Below are 20,696 nucleotides of genomic sequence, written 5' to 3' on the forward strand. Positions count from 1 at the left end.
CCTTGAGGTGGGGCTGTTTAAAAACGCACAGCGGCTGCGCAAAAACTAACATTCTTTTGACGAAAGCTAACAACTAGGATGACCGACAACAAGAACAACAACATGAGGTCACGGATGCAGACTTCCCTGGATGAATACGACTACATCGTGGTCGGTGCCGGCCCGGCCGGTTGTTTGCTGGCCAATCGGTTGTCGGCCGACCCGCAGAATCGGGTGTTGCTGCTCGAAGCCGGCGGCCGCGATAACTATGCGTGGATTCACATCCCCGTGGGTTACCTGTTCTGCATCGGCAACCCGCGCACCGACTGGTGCTTCAAGACCGAAGCGCAACCCGGCCTGCAAGGTCGCGCCCTGAGTTATCCGCGTGGCAAGGTGCTCGGCGGCTGCTCCTCGATCAACGGCATGATCTACATGCGCGGCCAGGCCGGCGACTATGACGGCTGGGCGGCCCAGGGCAATCCCGGCTGGAGCTGGAACGACGTGCTGCCGTTGTTCAAAAAAAGCGAAAACCATTTTGCCGGCGACTCGGAATTCCACGGTGCCGCCGGGGAATGGCGGATCGAACGTCAGCGGCTGTCATGGCCGATTCTCGATGCCTTCCGCAGCGCCGCCGAGCAAAGCGGCATAGCCAGCATCGATGACTTCAACCAGGGTGACAACGAAGGCTGCGGCTACTTCCAGGTCAATCAGAAGGCCGGGATTCGCTGGAACGCGGCCAAGGCATTTCTCAAACCGATCCGCAACCGGCCCAATCTCACCGTGCTGACCGATGTCGAAGTCGACCGCGTGCTGCTGGATAACGGCCGTGCATCAGCGGTCAGTGCGCGTTGGCAGGGTCAGGCGAAAACCTTCAAGGCGCGCAAGGAAATCGTGCTGTGCGCCGGTTCCGTCGGCTCACCGAGCATCCTGCAACGTTCCGGCATCGGCCCTCGCCCGCTGCTGCAACGCTTGGGAATCGGCGTTGCCCATGAACTGCCCGGCGTGGGTGGCAATCTGCAGGATCACCTGCAACTGCGCCTGATCTACAAGCTGGAAAACGCCCGCACCCTTAACCAGATCGCCGGCAGCCTGTGGGGCAAGATGGGCATGGGCCTGCGTTACCTGTATGACCGCAGCGGCCCGTTATCCATGGCGCCGAGCCAACTCGGGGCCTTCGCCCGCTCGGGACCGGAGCAGACGTCGGCGAATCTCGAGTACCACGTTCAGCCGCTGTCGCTGGAGCGCTTCGGTGAGCCACTGCATGCCTTCCCTGCCTTCACGGCGTCAGTGTGCGATCTACGCCCGCAAAGCCGTGGCCGCGTCGAGATTCGCTCCACCGATCCGCAGGAAGCACCACTGATTCAGCCCAATTACTTGAGCCATCCGGAAGACTTGCGGGTGGCAGCGGATGCCATTCGCCTGACCCGCCGCATCGTCGCGGCACCGGCCCTGCAAGCATTCAATCCGGTCGAGTACTTGCCCGGCGACAGCTTGCAGAGCGAAGAGCAATTGCACGAAGCCGCCGCCCGCATCGGCACCACCATCTTCCATCCGGTCGGCACTTGCCGCATGGGCAATGACGCGGACGCCGTGGTCGATGCGCAACTCAAAGTCCACGGCATCCCGGGCCTGCGCATCGCCGACGCCTCGATCATGCCGCGCATCACCTCGGGCAACACCTGTTCGCCTACGCTGATGATTGCCGAAAAAGCGGCACAACTGATCCTTGCCGCTACTGCCGACAGTCCCCCTGTGGGAGCGAGCTTGCTCGCGATGACGGTATGACTTCCAGCATCAATGTTGACTGATACACCGCTATCGTCGGAACGCCGCCCGGAGCAAGCTCGCTCCCACAGGGGTTGCACTTGATTCGCGGACGTTGGGCAACCCCCTTTAAGGAACACGCAACACCAGTGGAACAAAAAAAACAATCACTGTGAGGGATACCGATATGTCAGAACATGTTCAGCCCCTGGAAGCCGTGCGCAGCGCGGGCACCAGCAAGGAAACCCAGAAAGTCATCTTCGCCTCGTCGCTCGGGACGGTCTTCGAGTGGTATGACTTTTTCCTCTATGGCGCCCTCGCGGCGGTGATCAGCAAACAGTTTTTCGCCGGGGTCAATGACACCACGGCGTTCATCTTTGCGCTGATGGCCTTCGCTGCCGGCTTCATCGTGCGGCCGTTCGGCGCCTTGGTGTTTGGCCGGTTGGGGGACATGATCGGGCGTAAATACACGTTCCTTGCGACCATCATCCTCATGGGCCTGGCGACCTTCTGCGTCGGGCTGCTACCGACCTACTCGAGTATCGGCATTGCTGCGCCGATCATCCTTGTGGTGCTGCGCATGCTTCAGGGCCTGGCCCTGGGCGGTGAATACGGCGGCGCTGCGACCTATGTCGCGGAACACGCGCCGATGGGTAAACGCGGCTTCCACACCAGCTGGATTCAGTCCACCGCGACCCTCGGCTTGCTGCTGTCGCTGTTGGTGGTGCTCGGTTGCCGCTACTTCACCGGTGACCAGTTCGAAGTCTGGGGCTGGCGGATTCCGTTCCTGTTCTCGATCATTCTGCTGGGCATCTCGACCTGGATTCGCATGAGCCTGCACGAGTCGCCGGCGTTCGTGAAAATGAAAGAAGAAGGCAAGCTCTGCAAGTCGCCGCTGCGCGATTCCTTCGGCAAATGGGAAAACCTGAAAGTCGTCCTGATCGCCCTGTTCAGCATCAACGCCGGGCAAGCCGTGACCTTCTACGCGGCGCAGTTCTACGTGCTGTTCTTCCTCACCCAGTTCCTGAAAATGGACCCGGCGCTGGCCAATAGTCTGTTGATCGTCAGCGTGATCATCGGCGCACCGTTCTTTATTTTCTTCGGCTGGCTGTCGGATAAAGTCGGGCGCAAACCGGTGCTGATGATCGGCCTGTTGCTGGCGACTGCGCTGTACTTCCCGATCTTCAAGTCCATCGCCCACTACGCCAACCCGGCCATCGACCAGGCCAGCCGTCAGGCACCGATCACCGTGCTGGCAGACCCGGCCACCTGCACCTTCCAGTTCGACCCGGTGGGCAAGGCGAAATTTGACAGCCCGTGCGACAAGGTCAAAACCTTCCTGGTGAAACAGGGCCTTCCTTACAACAGCGAAGCCGCACCGGCCGGCAGCGCCGTGCAGGTCAGCGTCGGTGAAGTGAAACTCGAAGGTTACGATGAAGCGGCCCTGCGTGGCGCCGTGACCCTGGCAGGGTATCCGTCAAAAGCCGACACCCAGCTGGTCAACAAACCGATGATCGTGGCGCTGATCGTCGCGCTGATCATCATCTCCGCCATGTGCTACGGCCCGCTGGCAGCGCTGATGGTCGAACTGTTCCCGACCCGCATTCGCTACACCTCGATGTCCCTGCCGTACCACATCGGTAATGGCTGGTTCGGCGGTTTCCTGCCAACGGTGTCGTTTGCCTTGGTGGTGTACACCGGGGACATCTTCTACGGGCTGTGGTACCCGGTGCTGATTACCGGGGTGAGTCTGGTGGTGGGCATGATCTGTTTGCGTGAGACCAAGAACGTAGACCTGGATACCAACTGACAGCACAGGCAAAAAAACGCCCCGCAATGCGGGGCGTTTTCGTTAATCTGACTCTACGCTCGACGCAACCATCGCCCCGCCACTCACCAGACCGAGGCACCATGATCATTTCATCGGCATCCGACTATCGCGAGGCAGCACGTCGCAAACTCCCACGTTTTTTGTTTGATTACATTGATGGTGGGGCTTATGCAGAGCACACGCTGAGGGCCAACAGTGCTGATCTGACCGGCATCAGCCTGCGTCAGCGCATTCTGAAAAACGTCGAAACCCTGAGCCTTGAAACCACCCTCTTCGATCAACCACTTTCAATGCCGATCATATTGGCGCCGGTAGGACTGACGGGCATGTTCGCCCGCCGTGGTGAAGTGCAGGCGGTTAAAGCGGCGGAGAACAAAGGCATCCCGCTTTGCCTATCAACGGTTTCGGTGTGTTCGATCGAGGAAGTCTCGGCACAAAGCCAACAGTCCATCTGGTTTCAGCTGTATGTGTTGAAGGACAGAGGCTTCATGAAAAATGCACTGGAGCGGGCGAAGGCCGCCGGTGTGAAAAACCTGGTGTTTACCGTGGACATGCCCACGCCCGGTGCCCGATACCGGGACGCGCACTCTGGCATGTCAGGCCCTTTTGCATCATCGCGGCGAATGCTTCAGGCCATGACCAAACCCGACTGGGCATTCAACGTCGGCGTCATGGGACGTCCACACGACCTGGGCAATATCTCGAAGTACCTTGGCAAAGCCGTCACGCTCGAAGACTACATGGGCTGGTTGGCCAACAACTTCGATCCTTCGATCAGCTGGAGTGATCTGGAGTGGATTCGTGAGTTCTGGAAAGGCCCGATGATCATCAAAGGCATTCTCGATCCTCAGGATGCCAGAGACGCGGTCAGCTTTGGCGCGGACGGCATTGTCGTGTCGAACCACGGTGGGCGACAGCTGGACGGCGTGCTCTCCACCACCAAGGCCTTGCCGCCGATCATGCAAGCCATCGGCAATGATCTGACGGTGCTGGTCGACTCGGGCATCCGCTCGGGACTTGATGTCGTGCGGATGTTGGCGCTGGGCGCAAAAGGCGTATTGCTGGGGCGTTCAATGGCCTATGCACTGGCCGCCGATGGTCAACGCGGGGTGGAGAACATGCTGGATATCTTCGCCAAGGAAATGCGCGTCGCCATGACCTTGACCGGGGTGACCTCGATTAGTCAGATTGATGAATCCACGCTGGTGGATGCTGTTCGATGAGCTGAACACCTGACCATAAAACGCCGCGCCCATGCGCGGCGTTTTCGTTGATGCCTGGAAAGCGACCCTCACTCGACGTCTTTGAGCACCTCAAACGTGACTTGATCGGGATAGAACGCCATGTAGCCGCGAATCTGATCGACCGACACTTTGGGGTCTTCATAGCTCCACACCGCGTTAGCGCCCTCATGCCCCGGGACTTGCAGACTGAAATAGCTGGCATCGCCCTTGTAGGGGCAATAACTCGTGTGATCGGTGCGGGCAAAGTATTTTTCATCGATGTCCTCCCGCGGTACGTAATACACCGGAGGATAGTTGGCCTCGAGCAACACCAGCGCCCGTGCGGACGCGGCCACCTGAATACCGTGAAACTTTACAAGCAGGCAGCCTGGCTGCTCTGCAATGGTGATGACAGGACTAGGACCGGTGCTTTTCATGAAATACGTTCCTCATGACGGTGATGAACCTGTGAGAACGAGGCTTGCCCGCGGTGGGCGGCACAGCAGCCCCAAAACCTGAGACCACGACTTTCAGGTATAACCCAGATTCTGCACTCACGACGGCTTCGCAGCCGAACGGGACGATGCGGCGCTCCGACGAGGCCAAAAACGAAATGCCGATATAAGCGGGCAAACGCTCAGAGCCGGTGAAACATCGTCTACGATCAATAGAACCGTTGACGTCCCTGCTGCCCAGGCAGGCAGTCGTGGCATGGCGTGGGGATTTGAGTCTCAGAAACCTGAGGGTCTCACCATGCCCGCCACACAGTTTTCCCTCGACCAGAAAATCATCACCCTCGATGCCCGTCCCGATCGCCTCGACCTGCGTGATCGGATCTTCACCCCGCGGGTCCAGTCACTGCCGCCCTCCTGGCCCGCCGACAAAGACATTGCCACCGAACTCTCCGCATACCTGGGTAAAGGCCTGGTGCTCTACCAAGGCAACGAAGGTGCGTGCACAGGGTTCGGGCTGGCGGCGGTGGTCAACTATCTGTTGTGGCTGCGGGACCGGGCGTCCATCAAGACGAGCCCGCGTCAGCTTTATCATCTGGCCAAACTTTATGACGAATGGCCGGGAGAGGACTACACCGGTTCCAGTTGTCGCGGCGCGTTGAAGGGATGGCATAAGCACGGCGTCTGCGCGGAGGAACTGTGGCCCTATACCGTCAAGCCCGACGGATCGGTTCCGGCGTTTGAAGCGCCCGCCGAAAACTGGGCAACAGACGCCGTGACCCGGCCGCTGGGGGTTTACTACCGCGTCGAGAAAGACGACATCACCGCCATGATGGCGGCGCTGTACGAAGCGGGTGCGCTTTACGTTTCCGCCAATGTGCATCAGGGCTGGGCACTGATGCAGCCCAAAGGCAAAAAACGTCCGCCGGCGGTGTTCCAGAGCATGTCTCAGCTGCCCGTCATCAAATGGCCGACAACCAGCCAGGGCGGTCACGCCTTTGCCTTGATCGGCTACACCCGTCAGGGCTTCATCGTGCAGAATTCCTGGTCAACCGACTGGGGATTCTCGGGCTTCGCCATCCTGACGTTCGAGGACTGGCTGGCCAATGGCACCGACGCCTGGACCGTGGCCCTCGGTGTGCCGATTGAACACGGCGCGTTATCGCACAACGCGCGGCCTTCACGTTCCCGGACCGATGTTCAATCAGCGTTTCGCAGCGCGCTGTCGAGCTCCAGCGCCAAGCGCGAAGGTTTCTCGCTGTTCACCGCCGGTGCCCGCGATACCGCTCGCAAAGGACCTCCCCTGTTGACCATGGATCAGGCGTATGGCCTGACCATCGTGATGGAAAACAACGGCAGTATCGGCCCCCGCCTCACCGACGTCGAAAACGTCCGCGCGGGCGTCAAGCGAATCGTCTACGAGTCACCGCGCGCCTGGTACGACAAGCTCCCGGCGGCCAACAAACCCGCCGTGCTGCGCATCGCCGTCATCGCCCACGGCGGGCTCAATTCCGAGCAGGACTCCATCAATCGAATCTGTGCGATGGCGCCCTACTTTCTTGAAAACGGCATCTATCCATTGTTTGTCACCTGGCGAACCGGGGCACTGGAGACGTTTGCCGACATCGTCAAGGACGCCCTCCCGGGGCTGTTTCCCGAGGCTGGCGGCATCAGCGATGTGTTGAAGACCCTCAAGGACAAGGCCCTGGAAGGCTTTGATCGAACGGTGGAACTGGCCACCAAAAAACTCGGTGGCGATCAGTGGAGCCAGATGAAGCAGAACGCCGAAGCGGCCTCAGTCGCAGGTTTTACCCCGCGCGGGCTGGTGGAAATGGCGGAGAACCTGAAAAACCTGGTCGCCGACATGGGCAAGAAGAACGTCGAGCTGCATTTGATCGGCCATTCCGCGGGGTCCCTGATCAATGGCCACTTGATTCAACTGCTCTCAGCCAGAGGTTTGGCCATCGAAACGTCGACGCTGATGGCCCCGGCCTGCACCCTCGATTTCGCCAACCAGACCTACCGCAAAGTCATCGAAGGTGGAGGACTCAAGCGCAAGGACTTCCACATCTACATGATGTCCGACAACCGCGAACAGGATGACAACGTCATCGGCGTGTACCACAAGTCACTGCTGTACCTCGTTTCCCGTGCCTACGAAGAACTGCAACGCATGCCGCTGCTGGGCATGGCCAAGAGCCTGGACAAGAACTTCCAGGACTTCAGCAATCCCGATGTGGCGGAGTGGAACATTGCCGCCAGGAGCATGACCGAACAGTGGAACCAGTTTTACTGGGGAAAAACCATTCCGGCCGGTTTCGCCGCCACAGGCCGTGGGCTTCCCGAGGCGTTCGCGAAAACCCTGCATATCTTCAACGATTCGCAAATGAACTACGGCTCGGGCACCAAAGCGGACACCTCCCACGGCGGGTTCGACAATGATGTGAACGTCATTACCGCTGCCTTGCTGACCATTCTCAGGCGAGAGCCCGGCGCGAAGCTGGACCAACCGGTGGTTAACCTGAACTACTGAGGAGCCTGTGCAATGAATCGCAACGCACCAACTGTACATCCATACAGATAAAGATTGCTCCATCGCTCATCAGCCGCCATTCTATCCGCCTCTCGACAGTTGATGAGCGATGGTGGTTATGCGGCTGTACCTCTGTGAAAAACCTTCCCAGGCCAAAGACATTGCGGCCGTCCTCGGCGCCAGGCGTCGTGGCGACGGCTGCTGGCTGGGAACGGACGTCACGGTGACCTGGTGCATCGGCCATCTGCTGGAAACCGCACCGCCGGACGCCTATGACGCGCGTTACAAGCGCTGGGTGCTGGCGGATCTGCCGATCATTCCAGAGAAGTGGAAAATGACCGTCAAACCGCGCACGGCCAGCCAGTACAAAGCGGTCAAACGGCTGCTCGGCGAGGCCACTGAACTGGTGATCGCCACCGACGCCGACCGTGAGGGCGAGATGATCGCCCGGGAACTGGTGGAGCATTGCCGTTATCGCGGGCCGATCCAGCGACTATGGCTGTCGGCGCTGGACGATGCGTCGATCCGCAAGGCGCTGGCAGCCCTGAAGCCGGGGGCCGAGACCTTTAGCCTTTACCATTCGGCACTCGGGCGCTCCCGGGCCGACTGGTTGATCGGGATGAACATGAGTCGGCTGTTCACACTGCTGGGGCGTCAGTCCGGTTATCAGGGCGTTTTGCCGGTCGGTCGGGTGCAAACGCCGACCCTGCGCCTGGTGGTGGATCGCGACCGCAGCATCGCCGATTTCGTGCCGGTCGCCTATTGGGCCATCGACGTGCAACTGCTGCACGACGGCACCGCGTTCACCGCCCAGTGGCGTGCGGCCTCCGAGGTTTGCGACGATCAGGATCGCTGCCTGAATCAAGCGTTGGCACAGCAAGCAGCAGCGGCGATTGGCAGCGCGGCGAGTGCCCGGGTGATCAAACTGCGTACCGAGCGAATGCGCGAAGTGGCCCCCCTGCCCTTCGATCTGGGCACCTTGCAGGAAGTCTGCTCGAGGAAGCTCGGGCTCGGCGCCCAGGAAACCCTTGACATCGCCCAGGCCCTGTACGAAACCCACAAGGTCATCACCTATCCACGCAGCGACTGCGGTTATCTGCCCGTGAGTCAGCACAGCGAAGCACCGGGCATTCTGGCCGCGCTGAGGCAGGCTGATCCGGCACTGAACACCTTGAACGACTTCCTGGAGCCTCAGCGCCGCTCACGGGCCTGGAACGATGCCAAGGTCAGCGCTCACCACGGCATCATCCCCACCGCTGCGGCGAAAAACCTCGAGCGGCTGGCGGGCAAACAGCGGGCGGTCTACACCCTGATCCGCGCGCGTTACCTGGCGCAGTTTCTGCCCAACCACGAATACGACCGGACCCAGGCCGACTTCGACTGCGCCGGTGAAGCCTTGCGTGCCGTCGGCAAGCAGATTGTCGAGCCCGGCTGGAAACGCGCCCTGCCCGAGGCCCTCGCCCCGGCCAAAGGCCGCGAAGCACCGGCGCCGCAAACCCTGCCGGCATTGGCCGAAGGACGTGACTGCGCAGTGGCCGACGTCAAGCTCAAGGACCTCTGGACGCAACCGCCCAAACCGTTCACCGAAGGCGATCTGATCAAGGCGATGAAGAACGTCGCCAAACTGGTTGAAGATCCGCTGCTCAAGCAGAAACTCAAGGACACCACCGGCATCGGCACTGAAGCGACCCGCGCCTCGATCATCCAGGGCCTGCTCGACCGTGGTTATCTGATCAAGAACGGCAAGGCCCTGGCCGCCACCCCGGCCGCGTTCAGCCTGATCGACGCGGTGCCGCGTGCCATCGCCGACCCCGGGACCACGGCGATTTGGGAACAGGCCCTGGACATGGTGCAGAGCGGCGAGATGAGCCTGGAAGAATTCGTTACCAAGCAAGCCGCGTGGATGAGCAAACAGGTCGCCCGTTGCGCCGGCCTGAGCCTGACCATCAGCGGACCGGCAAGCCCCGCCGGGCGCGGTGCCACACCGTGGAAAAACAAACGCAAGCCCGCCAAACGCAAGCCCTCGACCGGCACCAAGCGCGCGGCAAAACCGGCGAGCAAGGCTTGAGGGCACTTCGGGCGAGCCAAAAGGGTCTAGTGTTCTTCAAGTCCAGCGACAACCCCATTTTCTGATAAGGCTTCGACCATGATTATCGTGCATCACCTGAACAACTCCCGCTCCCAGCGGATTCTCTGGTTGCTGGAAGAACTGGCCATCCCTTACGAGCTGAAATGCTATCAGCGCGACCCGAAGACCAACCTGGCACCGCCCGAATTGAAAGCGATCAATGCCCTGGGTAAATCACCGGTCATCGAAGACGGCGCGCAGAAGCTGATTGAGTCCTCGGCGATCATCGACTACCTGATTCGCCGTCATGGCGACGGTCGCCTGCAACCCGATCCATCCACCCCTGCCTATGACGAATACGTGCAGTGGCTGCATTTCGCCGAAGGCTCGGCGATGTTGCCGCTGATGTTGAACCTGTACGTGGGGCGTCTCGGTGAAGCCGGCGCGCCGTTGCATCCACGGATCAATTCGGAGGTGGTCAACTACCTGGGCTACCTCGACGCAGCTCTGAGCCACTCCAATTACCTGCTGGGCGATGAGTTCAGCGCCGCTGACATCCAGATGAGTTTTATCGGTGAGATCGCCAGAGCCCAGGGCAAGCTTGGCAACTATCCTCATATAGCGGCCTGGATTGAACGCTTTCAGGCTCGCCCGGCCTATCAAGCTGCACTGAAAAAAGGTGGGAAATACGATTTCGCCCCCACTGAGTGATCACGCCTGGGCCACGGATGGCCTGCACCTCAGGAGCAATCAACATGCCCTTGATCGAACTGCACGCCGCCCAGCGCGACGAACTGGAAACGATTGAAAACCTGATGCAGTTCTACATGTATGACTTCAGCGAGTGGCTGCCGCTGAAGCTCGGTGAGCACGGTTTCTTCAACGCCCAGCCCAAATCGGGTTACTGGCGAAAACCCGCAACCCGGCCGTTTCTGATCAAGGTCGACGGAGAATTGGCCGGCTTCGTGACGGTGGATGATGAAACCCATACTCACGGCGCCGAGTACAACATCGGCTACTTCTTTGTCAGTCGACGCTTTCGTGGCCAAGGCGTCGCGAAGTTTGTCGTTTCCACCCTCTTGAGCCGGTTCCCCGGTCAATGGCAAATTTTCCACCTCGACGCGAATCAGCCTGCGCGGCGGTTCTGGGCCCGGGTCTTGACCGATCTCACCCATGGCGAGTTCACCCTGCATCAGCTGCCGGTAGACGGTTATCCCTGCACCGTTTACCGATTCCAGACATCGCTGCCAGCGTCCTGACTGGCGCTTTCCCCTTCCGCTTTTTAATTCCAAACGACTTTGTCCGACAATATGTAGTGACCAAAAATAATCACTACAAAACCGTTGACGCCTCCGATTTGCCCTTGCATGATGCAGACGTCTCCCCGATCGGGAGAACAGGCAACACGTTTGAGCAAGCTCGTCTGACCGCCGAGCTGTTTTTCCCGGATACACGCTGCCCACAAGGCAGATTGAAGAAGCTGACCTGGCCTGAACGTCCAGTACAAGGACGAGAAGCGCTGGCGATCAATCCTCATGAAGCTTGTGGTCGACCCTGAAAGCGTCGGCAGTGGCCAGAAGGTTTTCGCCGCTTCTCCTCGTTGTGACGCTATTGCGTAGCAGTTATTCAACACGACTACATGCAACAGACGCGGGACCCCGTCATTTTGGCGGCCGACCGCTGACGTCCTGGTTTCGGTGCCAGGGATCAACTAACCGATGGGCTACCTGTATTAGCGAATCAACTTTGAAAGATCACCAAATGGTCAAGGGGCTTACTATGAATCTGAACAATCAACCCACTATCGATGAACTGGCTCATCTGTTCGCTGTACAAAAAGACAGCCATGACAGCCATATTCTGTGGATCAGCAAGTCGGGCCAGGTGCATATCGACTGCCTGTCGACGCACGCTGATGAAGCGGAGTTCGACAAGAACAACCAGAACCTGCTCGCCCGACTGAAGATGTACCGTCGCGGCCAAGGCTATGTCGGCAAGAAAGCCGCGGCTGACAAGGACTTCATCGGTAATGTTCTGCAAACGCTGAAACAGGCCTGGGCCTCGATGCAGAACCAGAACGAAGTTCGGGTGATTGATCGGTTCTACTGATACCTCCACACCCCATCCATAAAAAGGCCCCGCTCGTCATATCGAGCGGGGCCTTTTTGTTTGTCTCGTGCGCACCAAACAACGCTATGGTTAACCGTGTGCACTGGATCATTGGAGGTTTGTGATGAATATACAACTGACAGGCTTGCTGTTACTCGTAATCGCCAGTGCTGCCCATGCAAACAGCATCACCGGCGTTCCGTTGTTCGATGCGGACTGCCCCGGCAAAATCATCGTCCACGCGGATCAGGACGGACCGGTGTTGATCAACAGCAAGGAAGCCGAGACCAAAGCCATTGACGATCGCCGATTCGAAGCCAAGGGTTCGGGCGTCGTCATCTCGATCCTCCTCTCCGATGACGACTCGGTCACGGTGTCCTCCACGGGAAAGGCGCCCAATGGTGTGTGCCAATTAATAGAAGACTGATGTCGTCGACTCACCTGCAGCCGCACCCAACACCAGCTCCATAAAAGCCACCGACGCTGCACTGTGATAGTTGTTTTTGCGTCGAAGCAGCGCGGCCCCTCGTTTGGGCGCCTCCCCCAACAACGGGATTTTGCGCAATGCCCGGTCCTCGGTGGCAATGGGCTCCGGAAGGATGGTGGCGATGGCCGTGTGCCGAATGACTTCCAGCAAGGTGCTCACCGAGTTGACCTCGATCACCACCTTCGGCGTGATCTGCTCCTGAGCAAAGTACTCATCAATGCGGGTGCGGGTAACGAAGTCCGGGGCCAGCAGCGCAAATTCCAGTTGCGCGACCTCTTGCGCGGACAACGCGACCTGGCTTTCGTATAACGGGTGATCGCGCCCCACCATGACGCCCAACGTCTCGGTAAACGCCGGGATCGACTCGATATCGGCATTTCTGACCTGGGTAAACGCGATAGCGATGTCCAGTGAGTCATCCACCAGCCCGGCCTCGATGTCGTCCATCGACAGCTCGAAAATCTGCAGATGGATGTTCGGATACCGCGCCACGTAATCGCGCACCAGCGGCCCCACCAGGTACGCCATGAACGTTGGGGTCATGGCCAGCCGCAAGGTGCCGCGGGACAAGTCCTTTACGTCATGCAGCGCACGTTTGCCTGCCTCCAGTTCCACCAGCACCCGACGAGCACATTCGATGTAAGCCTCGCCCACATCGGTGGGTTTCACCGTGCGCGAGGTTCGGTCGAACAGGCTGACGCCCAGGGTTTCTTCCAGTTGCCGGATCTGTTGGGACAGGGTCGGCTGCGAAACGTGAAGCGCCTCGGCGGCGCGGGTGAAACCGCCGTGGTCGGCGACCGCCAGCAAATAGCGCAAATGTCGGAGCAGCATGGGGAATCACCATCTATAGGCTGTGCTTATGCGCAGCATTGTATATCGATCTTGGACGCTATGGATCGATCGGCAGAAGATGGCTCCACACCCAAGCAACATCACTCCCGACAGGAGAAATACCATGCAACAGTCCCACGCTTACAACGACCCAAGCCTGGCCCTGACCACGTCGCTCCTCGATGCAAAAGCGCGCAAAAACCTGTCCTGGCAGGACCTGACCGACGGCACCGGCCTCGGTCTGGCCTACGTCACTGCCGCCCTGCTCGGTCAGCACCCGCTGCCGGAAAGCGCCGCCAAAGTGATTGGCGAAAAACTCGACCTGGACGCCGACACCGTGGCCCGCCTGCAGATCATCCCGTTGCGCGGCAGCCTCTCGGGTGTCCCGACCGACCCGACCATCTACCGCTTCTACGAAATGATCCAGATATACGGCACCACCCTGAAAGCCCTGGTTCATGAGCAATTCGGCGACGGCATCATCAGTGCGATCAACTTCAAGCTCGACATCAAGAAAGTCGAAGACCCGGAAGGCGGCTCCCGCGCAGTAATCACCCTCGACGGCAAGTTCCTGCCACTGCGTCCTTTCTAAGTGGATGACAGGCGAGTCGAATTTCCACCTGTGACACGCGATCCCCTGTAGCAGCTGTCGAGCTCGCGAGGCTGCGTTCGAGGACGTAGTCCTCGCAGCCCAGGCGACTGCTGCGCAGCCGAACGCAGCCTCGCGGGCTCGGCAGCTGCTACAAAATAATCATTCGATTCACGTATGAGGACATCGCCATGAAAGCGCTCATCGAAGGTTTTTTAAAGTTCCAGAAAGACGTCTTTCCGCAACGGACCGACCTGTTCAAGCACCTGGCGACCACCCAGCATCCGGGCACGTTGTTCATCACCTGTTCCGACAGCCGTGTGGTGCCGGAACTGCTGACCCAACAAGAACCCGGTGAACTGTTTGTGATCCGCAATGCCGGCAACATCGTGCCCTCCTACAGCCCTCACCCCGGTGGTGTGTCGGCCACGGTCGAGTATGCGGTCGCTGTACTCGGCGTCACCGACATTGTGATCTGTGGGCACTCGGACTGCGGCGCCATGACCGCCGTCGCCAAGTGCAAATGCATGGACCACCTGCCCGCCGTCAGCGGCTGGTTGCAACACGCCGAGTCAGCGAAAGTCATCAACGAATCCCGCCCTCACGCCAATGAAGCGGCGAAGGTGAGTTCAATGGTTCGGGAGAATGTCATCGCGCAACTGGCCAATATCCAGACGCATCCGAGCGTGCGCCTGGCTCAGGAGAAAGGCCTGCTGAATTTGCATGGTTGGGTTTACGATATCGAGACCGGTTCGATTGACGCCCTGGATGCCAACAGCCACCGTTTTGTGGCGCTCGCCGAGTATCCGGACACCTGCGCCCTTCAGGCCCGATCCATAGAAGCAGCCGCCTGAAGTGGGTATCCACTGGCAGAGACGATCGACGCAGCGCTCCCGACTCACGGGCGCGCTGCACTGACACGATCGACCGGGTTATTTATCGTCCATCTTTGCTGAAGATTGTGGCCGAATTTCAGCGCTCTCTTCGGCGTTGGGGGGTTCTGGAATACTGCCTGGTGTGAACACGTGAGTCAGCAAGTCTCTGGCATCGACCTCGACGACCCCCTGAACCGAACGGGCCAGAGCTACAGCCTGCTCACACTGTTTATGGGTGTTGACGCGGCCGCTCAATGCCACCGTGCCTCCGTGGGTTTTGACATGGATTTGCAGGCCAAGGCTGGGTTCATCCATTGCCAAGGCTGACTTCACCCTGGCGGTAATCCACGTGTCGTGAACGCCCCTTTCCAGATCATGAGAGTATTGTTGAAAGGAATGAAGTTTCATGGTGTAACCCTCTCTCCGTCATCAGATGCACTGCCCGTCCATTGGCTGTGCAGCCTTGACGCTCAGGCGAGCGTTATGGACATCTGATTCGTTTTGGAGTGCTCGCCACGCCCATACGGACGCACATTAAGTATAGTGCGGTCGTTGACTGGGGTCGTGGCGCTGGATCAGCGTTTGACCGACAGATCCGTCTGGGTCATGCGACTGCGGATCGTGAACACCCCATCTCCCGAGAGAATCGCGCTGCGAGCAAACAGGCGACCGCTCTCCCAGTTCGAAAGCCCCAGTTCCGGCTTGTTCAGCGCGTACTGGCCGTCGACCCAGCGGGTAATCCCGTTGCCGACAAAAGGTGCGTTGACCGCGTTGTAGAAGCGTTCCTGAGCCGCGGCATCTTCACTGATCAATGACACGGTGAACTGCGGGCTATAGCGATTGAACAACGCAATGGCGCGGTCCAGGTCATCAACGATTTTCAGGCTGACTTCCGGGGTTTCTTCCCATTCCCACTCGCGGCCCAACTGATCCTCGGGCAGCGGTTCGGCCAACGCTTCGGTTTGATAGCCTTCGGCGCGGTACACCTCAACGCTGGCGGTCTGCCAATCGGTCGGCAAGTACTGATCGCTACCCTCGACGATGTGCAATTTGCAGCCCTGCCCGCGTGCGGTGCCGGCCTGTTGCAGCGCATCGAGGAACAGCGGCAGCAAATCGGCGACGCGGTCACGGTGAATCAGGCAGACGTTCATCGTGTTGCAGACTTTGCGATCCAGCGAGTTGCGCACCACCGCGGCAAAGCGCTGGGCATCGGCGTCCTTGTCGGCAATCAGCCAGGCGCCACCAGTGCCGTGCAGGCTGACCGCGGTGCCGGCCTGTTGGGCGATGCTGCCCAATTGACTGACGGCGCGACCCGAACCACGGGCCACCGCCAGCGACAGTCGCCGGTCGGCGAACATCGCCCAGCCGGCGGCGTGATTGACGCTTTCCACCAGCGACACCGCGCCGGTCGGCAACCCGGCGTCGCTCAGTGCCGGATTCAGCGCGTGGGTGACGATGGCTTGCGCTGTGCCCAACGCATCGCTGCCAATGCGCAGCACCGCCGTGTTACCCGTGCGCAACACACCGGCGGCGTCGGCGAAGACGTTCGGTCGACCTTCGAAGACGAACGCGACGATGCCCAGGGGCGAGACCACTTGCTCGACTTTCCAGCCGTCATGCTCGATGCAACTGACCACTTTGCCACGTGTGGCCGACGCATCGCGCCAGGCCCTGAGGCCGGCGATCATGTCGCGGCGCATGCGTTCATCCGCCAGAAGCCGCGTGATGGAGCGTCCACGGGCCTTGGCCCGCTCGATGTCGGCCAGGTTGGCGGCTTCGATCAAGGCCCAGCAGTCAGGGTCTTCCAGGCGTTGGGCGAAGCGATCAAAGAACTCGCTGATGGCTTGATCGGAGACCGCGGACATTGCGCTGAACGCCGCTTCGGCACGCTCGATTGCAATGGCCGCCGCTTGCTGGTCGGCCACCGGAATCAGCAACAATTCGCCGCTGACCTGCTCCACCAGCAAATGGTCACCGGGCTGAAAGCGCGCGGCCAATTCGGGGCTGACCACAGAGACACGATTCCCGGCGAAAGGGATAGGCGTGCCAGCGACTAGACGTTCGAGCGCAAGAGACATGAAGCGGTTTCACCATGCAGTGGGCGGCCGGAAAATGTATAGCAAAATCCCTGGAGCGTCATTAACCGCACGCCTGACCGGTGATCGAAAACCCGACGGCCCTGCACCCGGCCCTCCTACGCTAAAAGAGGTACATCAGCGTTTCCTGTTTTCCCAGGAGGCCGTCATGAGCGATGAATTCACAAGCCATGGAGCGGCCCTTGACGATGAAGGTCTGGCGGCTGCGCTGGACCTTGCCAAAGTCAGTGCCGCGCAACTCTGGGCTGTTTTGGCAGTAGAAACCTCCGGCAACGGGTTCTATCCCGATCGCCGTCCGAAAATCCTTTACGAGCGCCACGTATTCAGTCGTTTGACCCAGCAGAAGTTTGATGCGCAACACTCGGATATCAGCAGCAAAACCCCCGGCAACTATGGTGCAACGGGGCCGCATCAATATGACCGTCTGAACCTGGCCGTCGGCCTGAACAGGAACGCAGCCTTGCAAAGTACATCGTGGGGCCTGGGGCAGATCATGGGATTCAATTTTGCGCAGACAAATTCGGCGGATGTCGAGACGATGATCAAGCGGATGGTCGTGTCCGAAAACCAACAACTGCTGTGCACCGTTGGCACGCTGATCGAAGGCGGGTCAGTCGCGGCATTACGGGCCAAGGACTGGGCCAACTTTGCACGCCGCTACAACGGCCCCAACTACGCGATCAACAACTACGACGCGCGGCTCAGCGCGGCGTATCAGAAGTTCTCCTATGGCGGGACGCCGGACCTGAGAATTCGTATGGCGCAAACCTACTTGACGTACCTGGGCTGGCATCCCGGCTCCGTCGACGGCATTGTCGGCAAACAGACCCGGGATGCGATGAACCTCTTTCAGGCAAAAGAGCACCTGGACATCACCACGGTGCTGGACGATGAAACACTGGCGTGTTTGCGCAGCCGGGTCGAAGCGTTGCCGCTCTGACTAGAACACCGACCAGCCGATCCGCTGACTCAGCAACTCCAGCGCGGCCATGCCCGCGAGGGAGTTGCCGGCGGTGTTCAACTCCGGTGACCAGACGCACACCGTGAATTGCCCCGGCACCACCGCGACAATCCCCCCGCCCACGCCGCTCTTGCCGGGCAAACCGACGCGATAGGCGAAGTTTCCGGCTTCATCGTAAAGGCCGCTGGTGGCCATGATCGAGTTGACTTGCTGGGTCTGGCGGGCGGTGAGGATCTGTTCGCCGCTGTGTTTGCAGAAACCGTCATTGGCCAGAAAACAGAACGCCCGCGCCAGATCCACGCAGCTCATGCGCAGCGCGCAATGGCTGAAGTAACTGCGCAGTACTGCTTCGACGTCGTTGTGGAAATTGCCGAAAGACTGCATCAGATAAGCCATCGCCGCGTTGCGCGCGCGATGCTGGTATTCGGACTCGGCGACCTTGCCGTCCACCATGACTTGCGGGTTGCCGGACAGCCGACGGACAAAATCGCGCATGGACAGTGCCGGCGCGGCAAAGCGTGACTGGTTGATGTCGCAGATCACCAGTGCACCGGCGTTGATGAAGGGATTGCGCGGGCGCCCGCGCTCGAATTCCAGTTGCACCAGCGAATTGAACGGTTGGCCGGAAGGCTCGTGACCCAGGCGTTCCCAAATGGCTTCGCCGGAGTGTCCGATGGCCTGCACCAGGCTGAACACCTTGGAAATACTCTGCACCGAGAACAGCGTATGGGCATCGCCGGCGCAATACAGCTCGCCGTCATTGCCATACACCGCAATGCCCAGCTGATCGGCCGGCACCGTACCGAGGGCGGGAATGTAATCAGCCACCTTGCCCTGGCCGATCAGGGGACGTACTGCGTCAAGGATCTCGTTCAACAGCGCTTGCATGCCGGGTTCCGAAGTCACGCCCCATGGGATTGCGGGGACACAGACGCTAGACGCCAGCGGTCGAGGCCGGATCACAGTTTTCCGTGGCATTGGATAAACCCAATCTCCAATACCCCACTGATCCCCTGTGGGAGTGAGCCTGCTCGCGATAGCGGTGTGTCAGTCAACATCATTGTTAAATGACACACCGCTATCGCGAGCAGGCTCACTCCCACAAGAGATCAGTGGTTTACGTATCACAGTGTGTACAGCCCCGTCCCCGACACACCCCGCCTCTAAAACCCCACGCCAAAGACACATCGCAGATACACCTGCTTGATGAACTGTGCCTGTCGATTGGCCACGCCGATCAAAGCGCCCAACTCACTCAATGCTACGGAGTATCACCATGTTCAAGCTCTCGACTTCTTCTTTGACCCTCGGCCTGATCATCGCTGGCGGCCTGGCCCTGTCCAACGCGGCTTCCGCCTCCGAGTCCGAAGCATTCACCATGAAACAACTGGCCCACGGCTACAGCCAGGTCCAGGCCGACACGGCAGAAAAACCGGCGGAAGGTAAATGCGGCGAAGGCAAGTGCGGCGCCAGCGAGTAACCCTTTGCATGGGGCACCGCGTTGCCCCACCTCCCTGACTGAACGGAGATCAAGCCCATGACCACCTCACTCTCATCGGCCGTGAAAGGCCTGCACCTGAACCTCGACCGTGCCGGTAGCTGGATTGCGCCGCTGACCCTGCGGGTGTTCCTCGCCTGGGAGTTCTTCGAATCAGGCCTGGAAAAATTCAATGGCGAAAACTGGTTCGCCGATATTCAGGACAGCTTCCCGTTCCCCTTCAATCACGTGCCGGCCACGCTGAACTGGGAACTGTCGATGTGGGCCGAACTGATCTGCGCCCTGGCCATACTGGTCGGCCTGGGAACGCGAATCTCGGCGATCATTTTGATCGTGGTCACGGTTGTCGCGACCGCTGCCGTTCACTGGCCGGCCGATTGGTCTACATTGAGTGAGCTTGCTCAGGGTTACGCCATCAGCAACAAGGGTCATGGCAACTTCAAACTGCCGCTGATCTACCTCGCGGCCTTTATGCCGCTGTTGCTCTCGGGTGCCGGCAAGCTTAGCCTTGATGCGCTGCTGGCTCGAGTCTTCTGGCGTCGCGATAACCGCTGAAGCGCCAGGGGCTCGATAACGTCAAGAACCCAGCATCGACGACTGACAGCCCCAACCAGCTTCATCCAACTCACATGCGAAGACAGGAGCCACCATGAGCGTGACCACCCAATGGATCGAAATCGACAGCGCCGACGGTAAATTCGGCGCTTACCTGGCCATTCCGCACACCCGCAAAGGCCCGGGGATCGTGTTGATCCAGGAAATTTTTGGCGTGAACGAACACATTCGCTCGGTCGCCGAACAATACGCCGCCGACGGTTACCTGGTGATTGCACCGGACCTGTTCTGGCGCAGCGGCGCGCGGATCGAACTGGGTTACGACGAGGCCGGCTGGAAACGCGCCGTCGAGTTGATGAACGCCACCGACGTCGGCAAGGCACAGACCGACATCGAACTGGCCATCGACGCCTTGAAAGCCCAGCCCGGCCTGGACGGCGGAATCGCTTCGATTGGTTACTGCTTCGGTGGTTTGCTCTCGTACCACACCGCCGCCAATGGGCTGGTGGACGTGGCCATCGCCTATTACGGCGGCGGAATCCAGAATCATCTGGACCGGGCCGATGAAATCGAAGTGCCGCTGCTGATGCACTTCGGTGAACAGGACAGCCACATTCCACTGGAAGCCGTGGAGAAAATCGCCGAGCGTTTCGATACCAACGATAACGTCGAAATTGTCGTGTATCCGGAAGCCGAACATGGCTTCAACTGCTCGCACCGCGACAGCTACAACCAGCGCGCAGCGGTTGAGGCACATGGCAACACGCTGATCTTTTTGGGTATGGAACTGTAAGGCCTGGCGAGCAAAAGGGGACTTCCAGAGTCCCCTTTTTTGTGTCTGCCGT

General features: G+C 59.7%; 20 protein-coding genes. 15 read left to right on the forward strand and 5 right to left on the reverse strand.

The annotated features are described in order from the left end of the window. The first annotated feature begins 114 nt into the window (after positions 1-114). The 3 genes from AC3IUE_RS17870 (at position 115) to lldD (ending at position 4,797) form a co-directional block, all read left to right on the forward strand. A complete protein-coding gene (locus tag AC3IUE_RS17870; protein WP_489263139.1) occupies positions 115-1,764 on the forward strand; it encodes a GMC family oxidoreductase in 1,650 nt (549 codons plus the stop codon). A gap of 166 nt (positions 1,765-1,930) precedes the next feature. Then, positions 1,931-3,553: an MFS transporter gene (locus AC3IUE_RS17875; protein WP_489263140.1), complete on the forward strand. Its 1,623-nt coding sequence runs from the start codon at positions 1,931-1,933 to the stop codon at positions 3,551-3,553. Positions 3,554-3,654: 101 nt separating this feature from the next. Beyond that, on the forward strand, positions 3,655-4,797 hold the full coding sequence (gene lldD / locus AC3IUE_RS17880) for an FMN-dependent L-lactate dehydrogenase LldD (protein WP_056741692.1): 1,143 nt from the start codon (positions 3,655-3,657) through the stop codon (positions 4,795-4,797). A gap of 68 nt (positions 4,798-4,865) precedes the next feature. Here the strand turns inward: lldD and AC3IUE_RS17885 are convergent, their stop codons facing one another. After that, positions 4,866-5,234: a DUF427 domain-containing protein gene (locus AC3IUE_RS17885; protein ID WP_046048949.1), complete on the reverse strand. Its 369-nt coding sequence runs from the start codon at positions 5,232-5,234 to the stop codon at positions 4,866-4,868. A gap of 316 nt (positions 5,235-5,550) precedes the next feature. Here AC3IUE_RS17885 and AC3IUE_RS17890 point away from each other — a divergent pair, with 316 nt between their 5' ends. The 6 genes from AC3IUE_RS17890 to AC3IUE_RS17915 all read left to right on the forward strand — a co-directional run bounded on the left by AC3IUE_RS17890 (position 5,551) and on the right by AC3IUE_RS17915 (position 12,386). Next, the gene (locus tag AC3IUE_RS17890) at positions 5,551-7,782 is read left to right on the forward strand and encodes a C1 family peptidase (protein ID WP_489263141.1); all 2,232 of its coding nucleotides are present in this window, start codon (positions 5,551-5,553) and stop codon (positions 7,780-7,782) included. A gap of 118 nt (positions 7,783-7,900) precedes the next feature. Further along, on the forward strand, positions 7,901-9,850 hold the full coding sequence (locus AC3IUE_RS17895) for a DNA topoisomerase III (RefSeq protein WP_489263142.1): 1,950 nt from the start codon (positions 7,901-7,903) through the stop codon (positions 9,848-9,850). Positions 9,851-9,928: 78 nt separating this feature from the next. Then, positions 9,929-10,561, forward strand: a complete 633-nt coding sequence (locus tag AC3IUE_RS17900; protein WP_489263143.1) for a glutathione S-transferase family protein — start codon at positions 9,929-9,931, stop codon at positions 10,559-10,561. A 44-nt stretch (positions 10,562-10,605) separates the two neighbouring features. Further along, positions 10,606-11,109 carry a GNAT family N-acetyltransferase gene (locus AC3IUE_RS17905; protein ID WP_489263144.1) on the forward strand — a complete coding sequence of 168 codons (504 nt, stop codon included), beginning with the start codon at positions 10,606-10,608 and terminating at the stop codon, positions 11,107-11,109. Positions 11,110-11,629: 520 nt separating this feature from the next. Then, a complete protein-coding gene (locus AC3IUE_RS17910; RefSeq protein WP_056741809.1) occupies positions 11,630-11,959 on the forward strand; it encodes a hypothetical protein in 330 nt (109 codons plus the stop codon). A gap of 124 nt (positions 11,960-12,083) precedes the next feature. Beyond that, positions 12,084-12,386 carry a hypothetical protein gene (locus AC3IUE_RS17915; protein WP_489263145.1) on the forward strand — a complete coding sequence of 101 codons (303 nt, stop codon included), beginning with the start codon at positions 12,084-12,086 and terminating at the stop codon, positions 12,384-12,386. Here AC3IUE_RS17915 and cynR read toward each other — a convergent pair. Further along, positions 12,372-13,277, reverse strand: a complete 906-nt coding sequence (cynR, locus tag AC3IUE_RS17920) for a transcriptional regulator CynR (RefSeq protein ID WP_489263146.1) — start codon at positions 13,275-13,277, stop codon at positions 12,372-12,374. The genes AC3IUE_RS17915 and cynR overlap by 15 nt on opposite strands. 124 nt (positions 13,278-13,401) lie before the next feature. On the opposite strand from cynR, the gene cynS reads away from it, so the two are divergent. Together cynS and AC3IUE_RS17930 are read left to right on the forward strand one after the other, a co-directional pair. Further along, positions 13,402-13,869: a cyanase gene (gene cynS / locus AC3IUE_RS17925; RefSeq protein ID WP_489263147.1), complete on the forward strand. Its 468-nt coding sequence runs from the start codon at positions 13,402-13,404 to the stop codon at positions 13,867-13,869. Positions 13,870-14,057: 188 nt separating this feature from the next. Further along, positions 14,058-14,720 carry a carbonic anhydrase gene (locus tag AC3IUE_RS17930; protein ID WP_489263148.1) on the forward strand — a complete coding sequence of 221 codons (663 nt, stop codon included), beginning with the start codon at positions 14,058-14,060 and terminating at the stop codon, positions 14,718-14,720. Positions 14,721-14,798: 78 nt separating this feature from the next. On the opposite strand, the gene AC3IUE_RS17935 is transcribed toward AC3IUE_RS17930, so the two are convergent. Together AC3IUE_RS17935 and AC3IUE_RS17940 are read right to left on the reverse strand one after the other, a co-directional pair. Further along, positions 14,799-15,149 (reverse strand): BON domain-containing protein, encoded by a 351-nt coding sequence (locus AC3IUE_RS17935; RefSeq protein WP_056741684.1) that lies wholly within the window; start codon positions 15,147-15,149, stop codon positions 14,799-14,801. A 167-nt stretch (positions 15,150-15,316) separates the two neighbouring features. After that, positions 15,317-16,819, reverse strand: a complete 1,503-nt coding sequence (locus AC3IUE_RS17940) for an aldehyde dehydrogenase family protein (protein WP_489263149.1) — start codon at positions 16,817-16,819, stop codon at positions 15,317-15,319. 166 nt (positions 16,820-16,985) lie between these two features. On the opposite strand from AC3IUE_RS17940, the gene AC3IUE_RS17945 reads away from it, so the two are divergent. Next, positions 16,986-17,777, forward strand: coding sequence for an N-acetylmuramidase domain-containing protein (locus tag AC3IUE_RS17945; RefSeq protein WP_489263150.1), 792 nt, complete (start codon positions 16,986-16,988; stop codon positions 17,775-17,777). Here AC3IUE_RS17945 and glsB read toward each other — a convergent pair whose 3' ends face one another. Next, positions 17,778-18,686, reverse strand: a complete 909-nt coding sequence (gene glsB, locus AC3IUE_RS17950; protein ID WP_149630625.1) for a glutaminase B — start codon at positions 18,684-18,686, stop codon at positions 17,778-17,780. It lies immediately after the preceding gene. 388 nt (positions 18,687-19,074) lie between these two features. Between glsB and AC3IUE_RS17955 the strand changes: the two genes are divergently transcribed. The 3 genes from AC3IUE_RS17955 (at position 19,075) to AC3IUE_RS17965 (ending at position 20,644) form a co-directional block, all read left to right on the forward strand. Beyond that, on the forward strand, positions 19,075-19,278 hold the full coding sequence (locus AC3IUE_RS17955; RefSeq protein WP_489263151.1) for an HvfA family oxazolone/thioamide-modified RiPP metallophore: 204 nt from the start codon (positions 19,075-19,077) through the stop codon (positions 19,276-19,278). Between the two features lie 57 nt (positions 19,279-19,335). Next, on the forward strand, positions 19,336-19,851 hold the full coding sequence (locus tag AC3IUE_RS17960; protein ID WP_008151486.1) for an HvfX family Cu-binding RiPP maturation protein: 516 nt from the start codon (positions 19,336-19,338) through the stop codon (positions 19,849-19,851). A gap of 94 nt (positions 19,852-19,945) precedes the next feature. Further along, positions 19,946-20,644, forward strand: coding sequence for a dienelactone hydrolase family protein (locus tag AC3IUE_RS17965; protein WP_489263152.1), 699 nt, complete (start codon positions 19,946-19,948; stop codon positions 20,642-20,644). The last annotated feature ends 52 nt before the right edge of the window (positions 20,645-20,696 follow it).

Source organism: Pseudomonas sp. GL_093, from assembly GCF_057837605.1.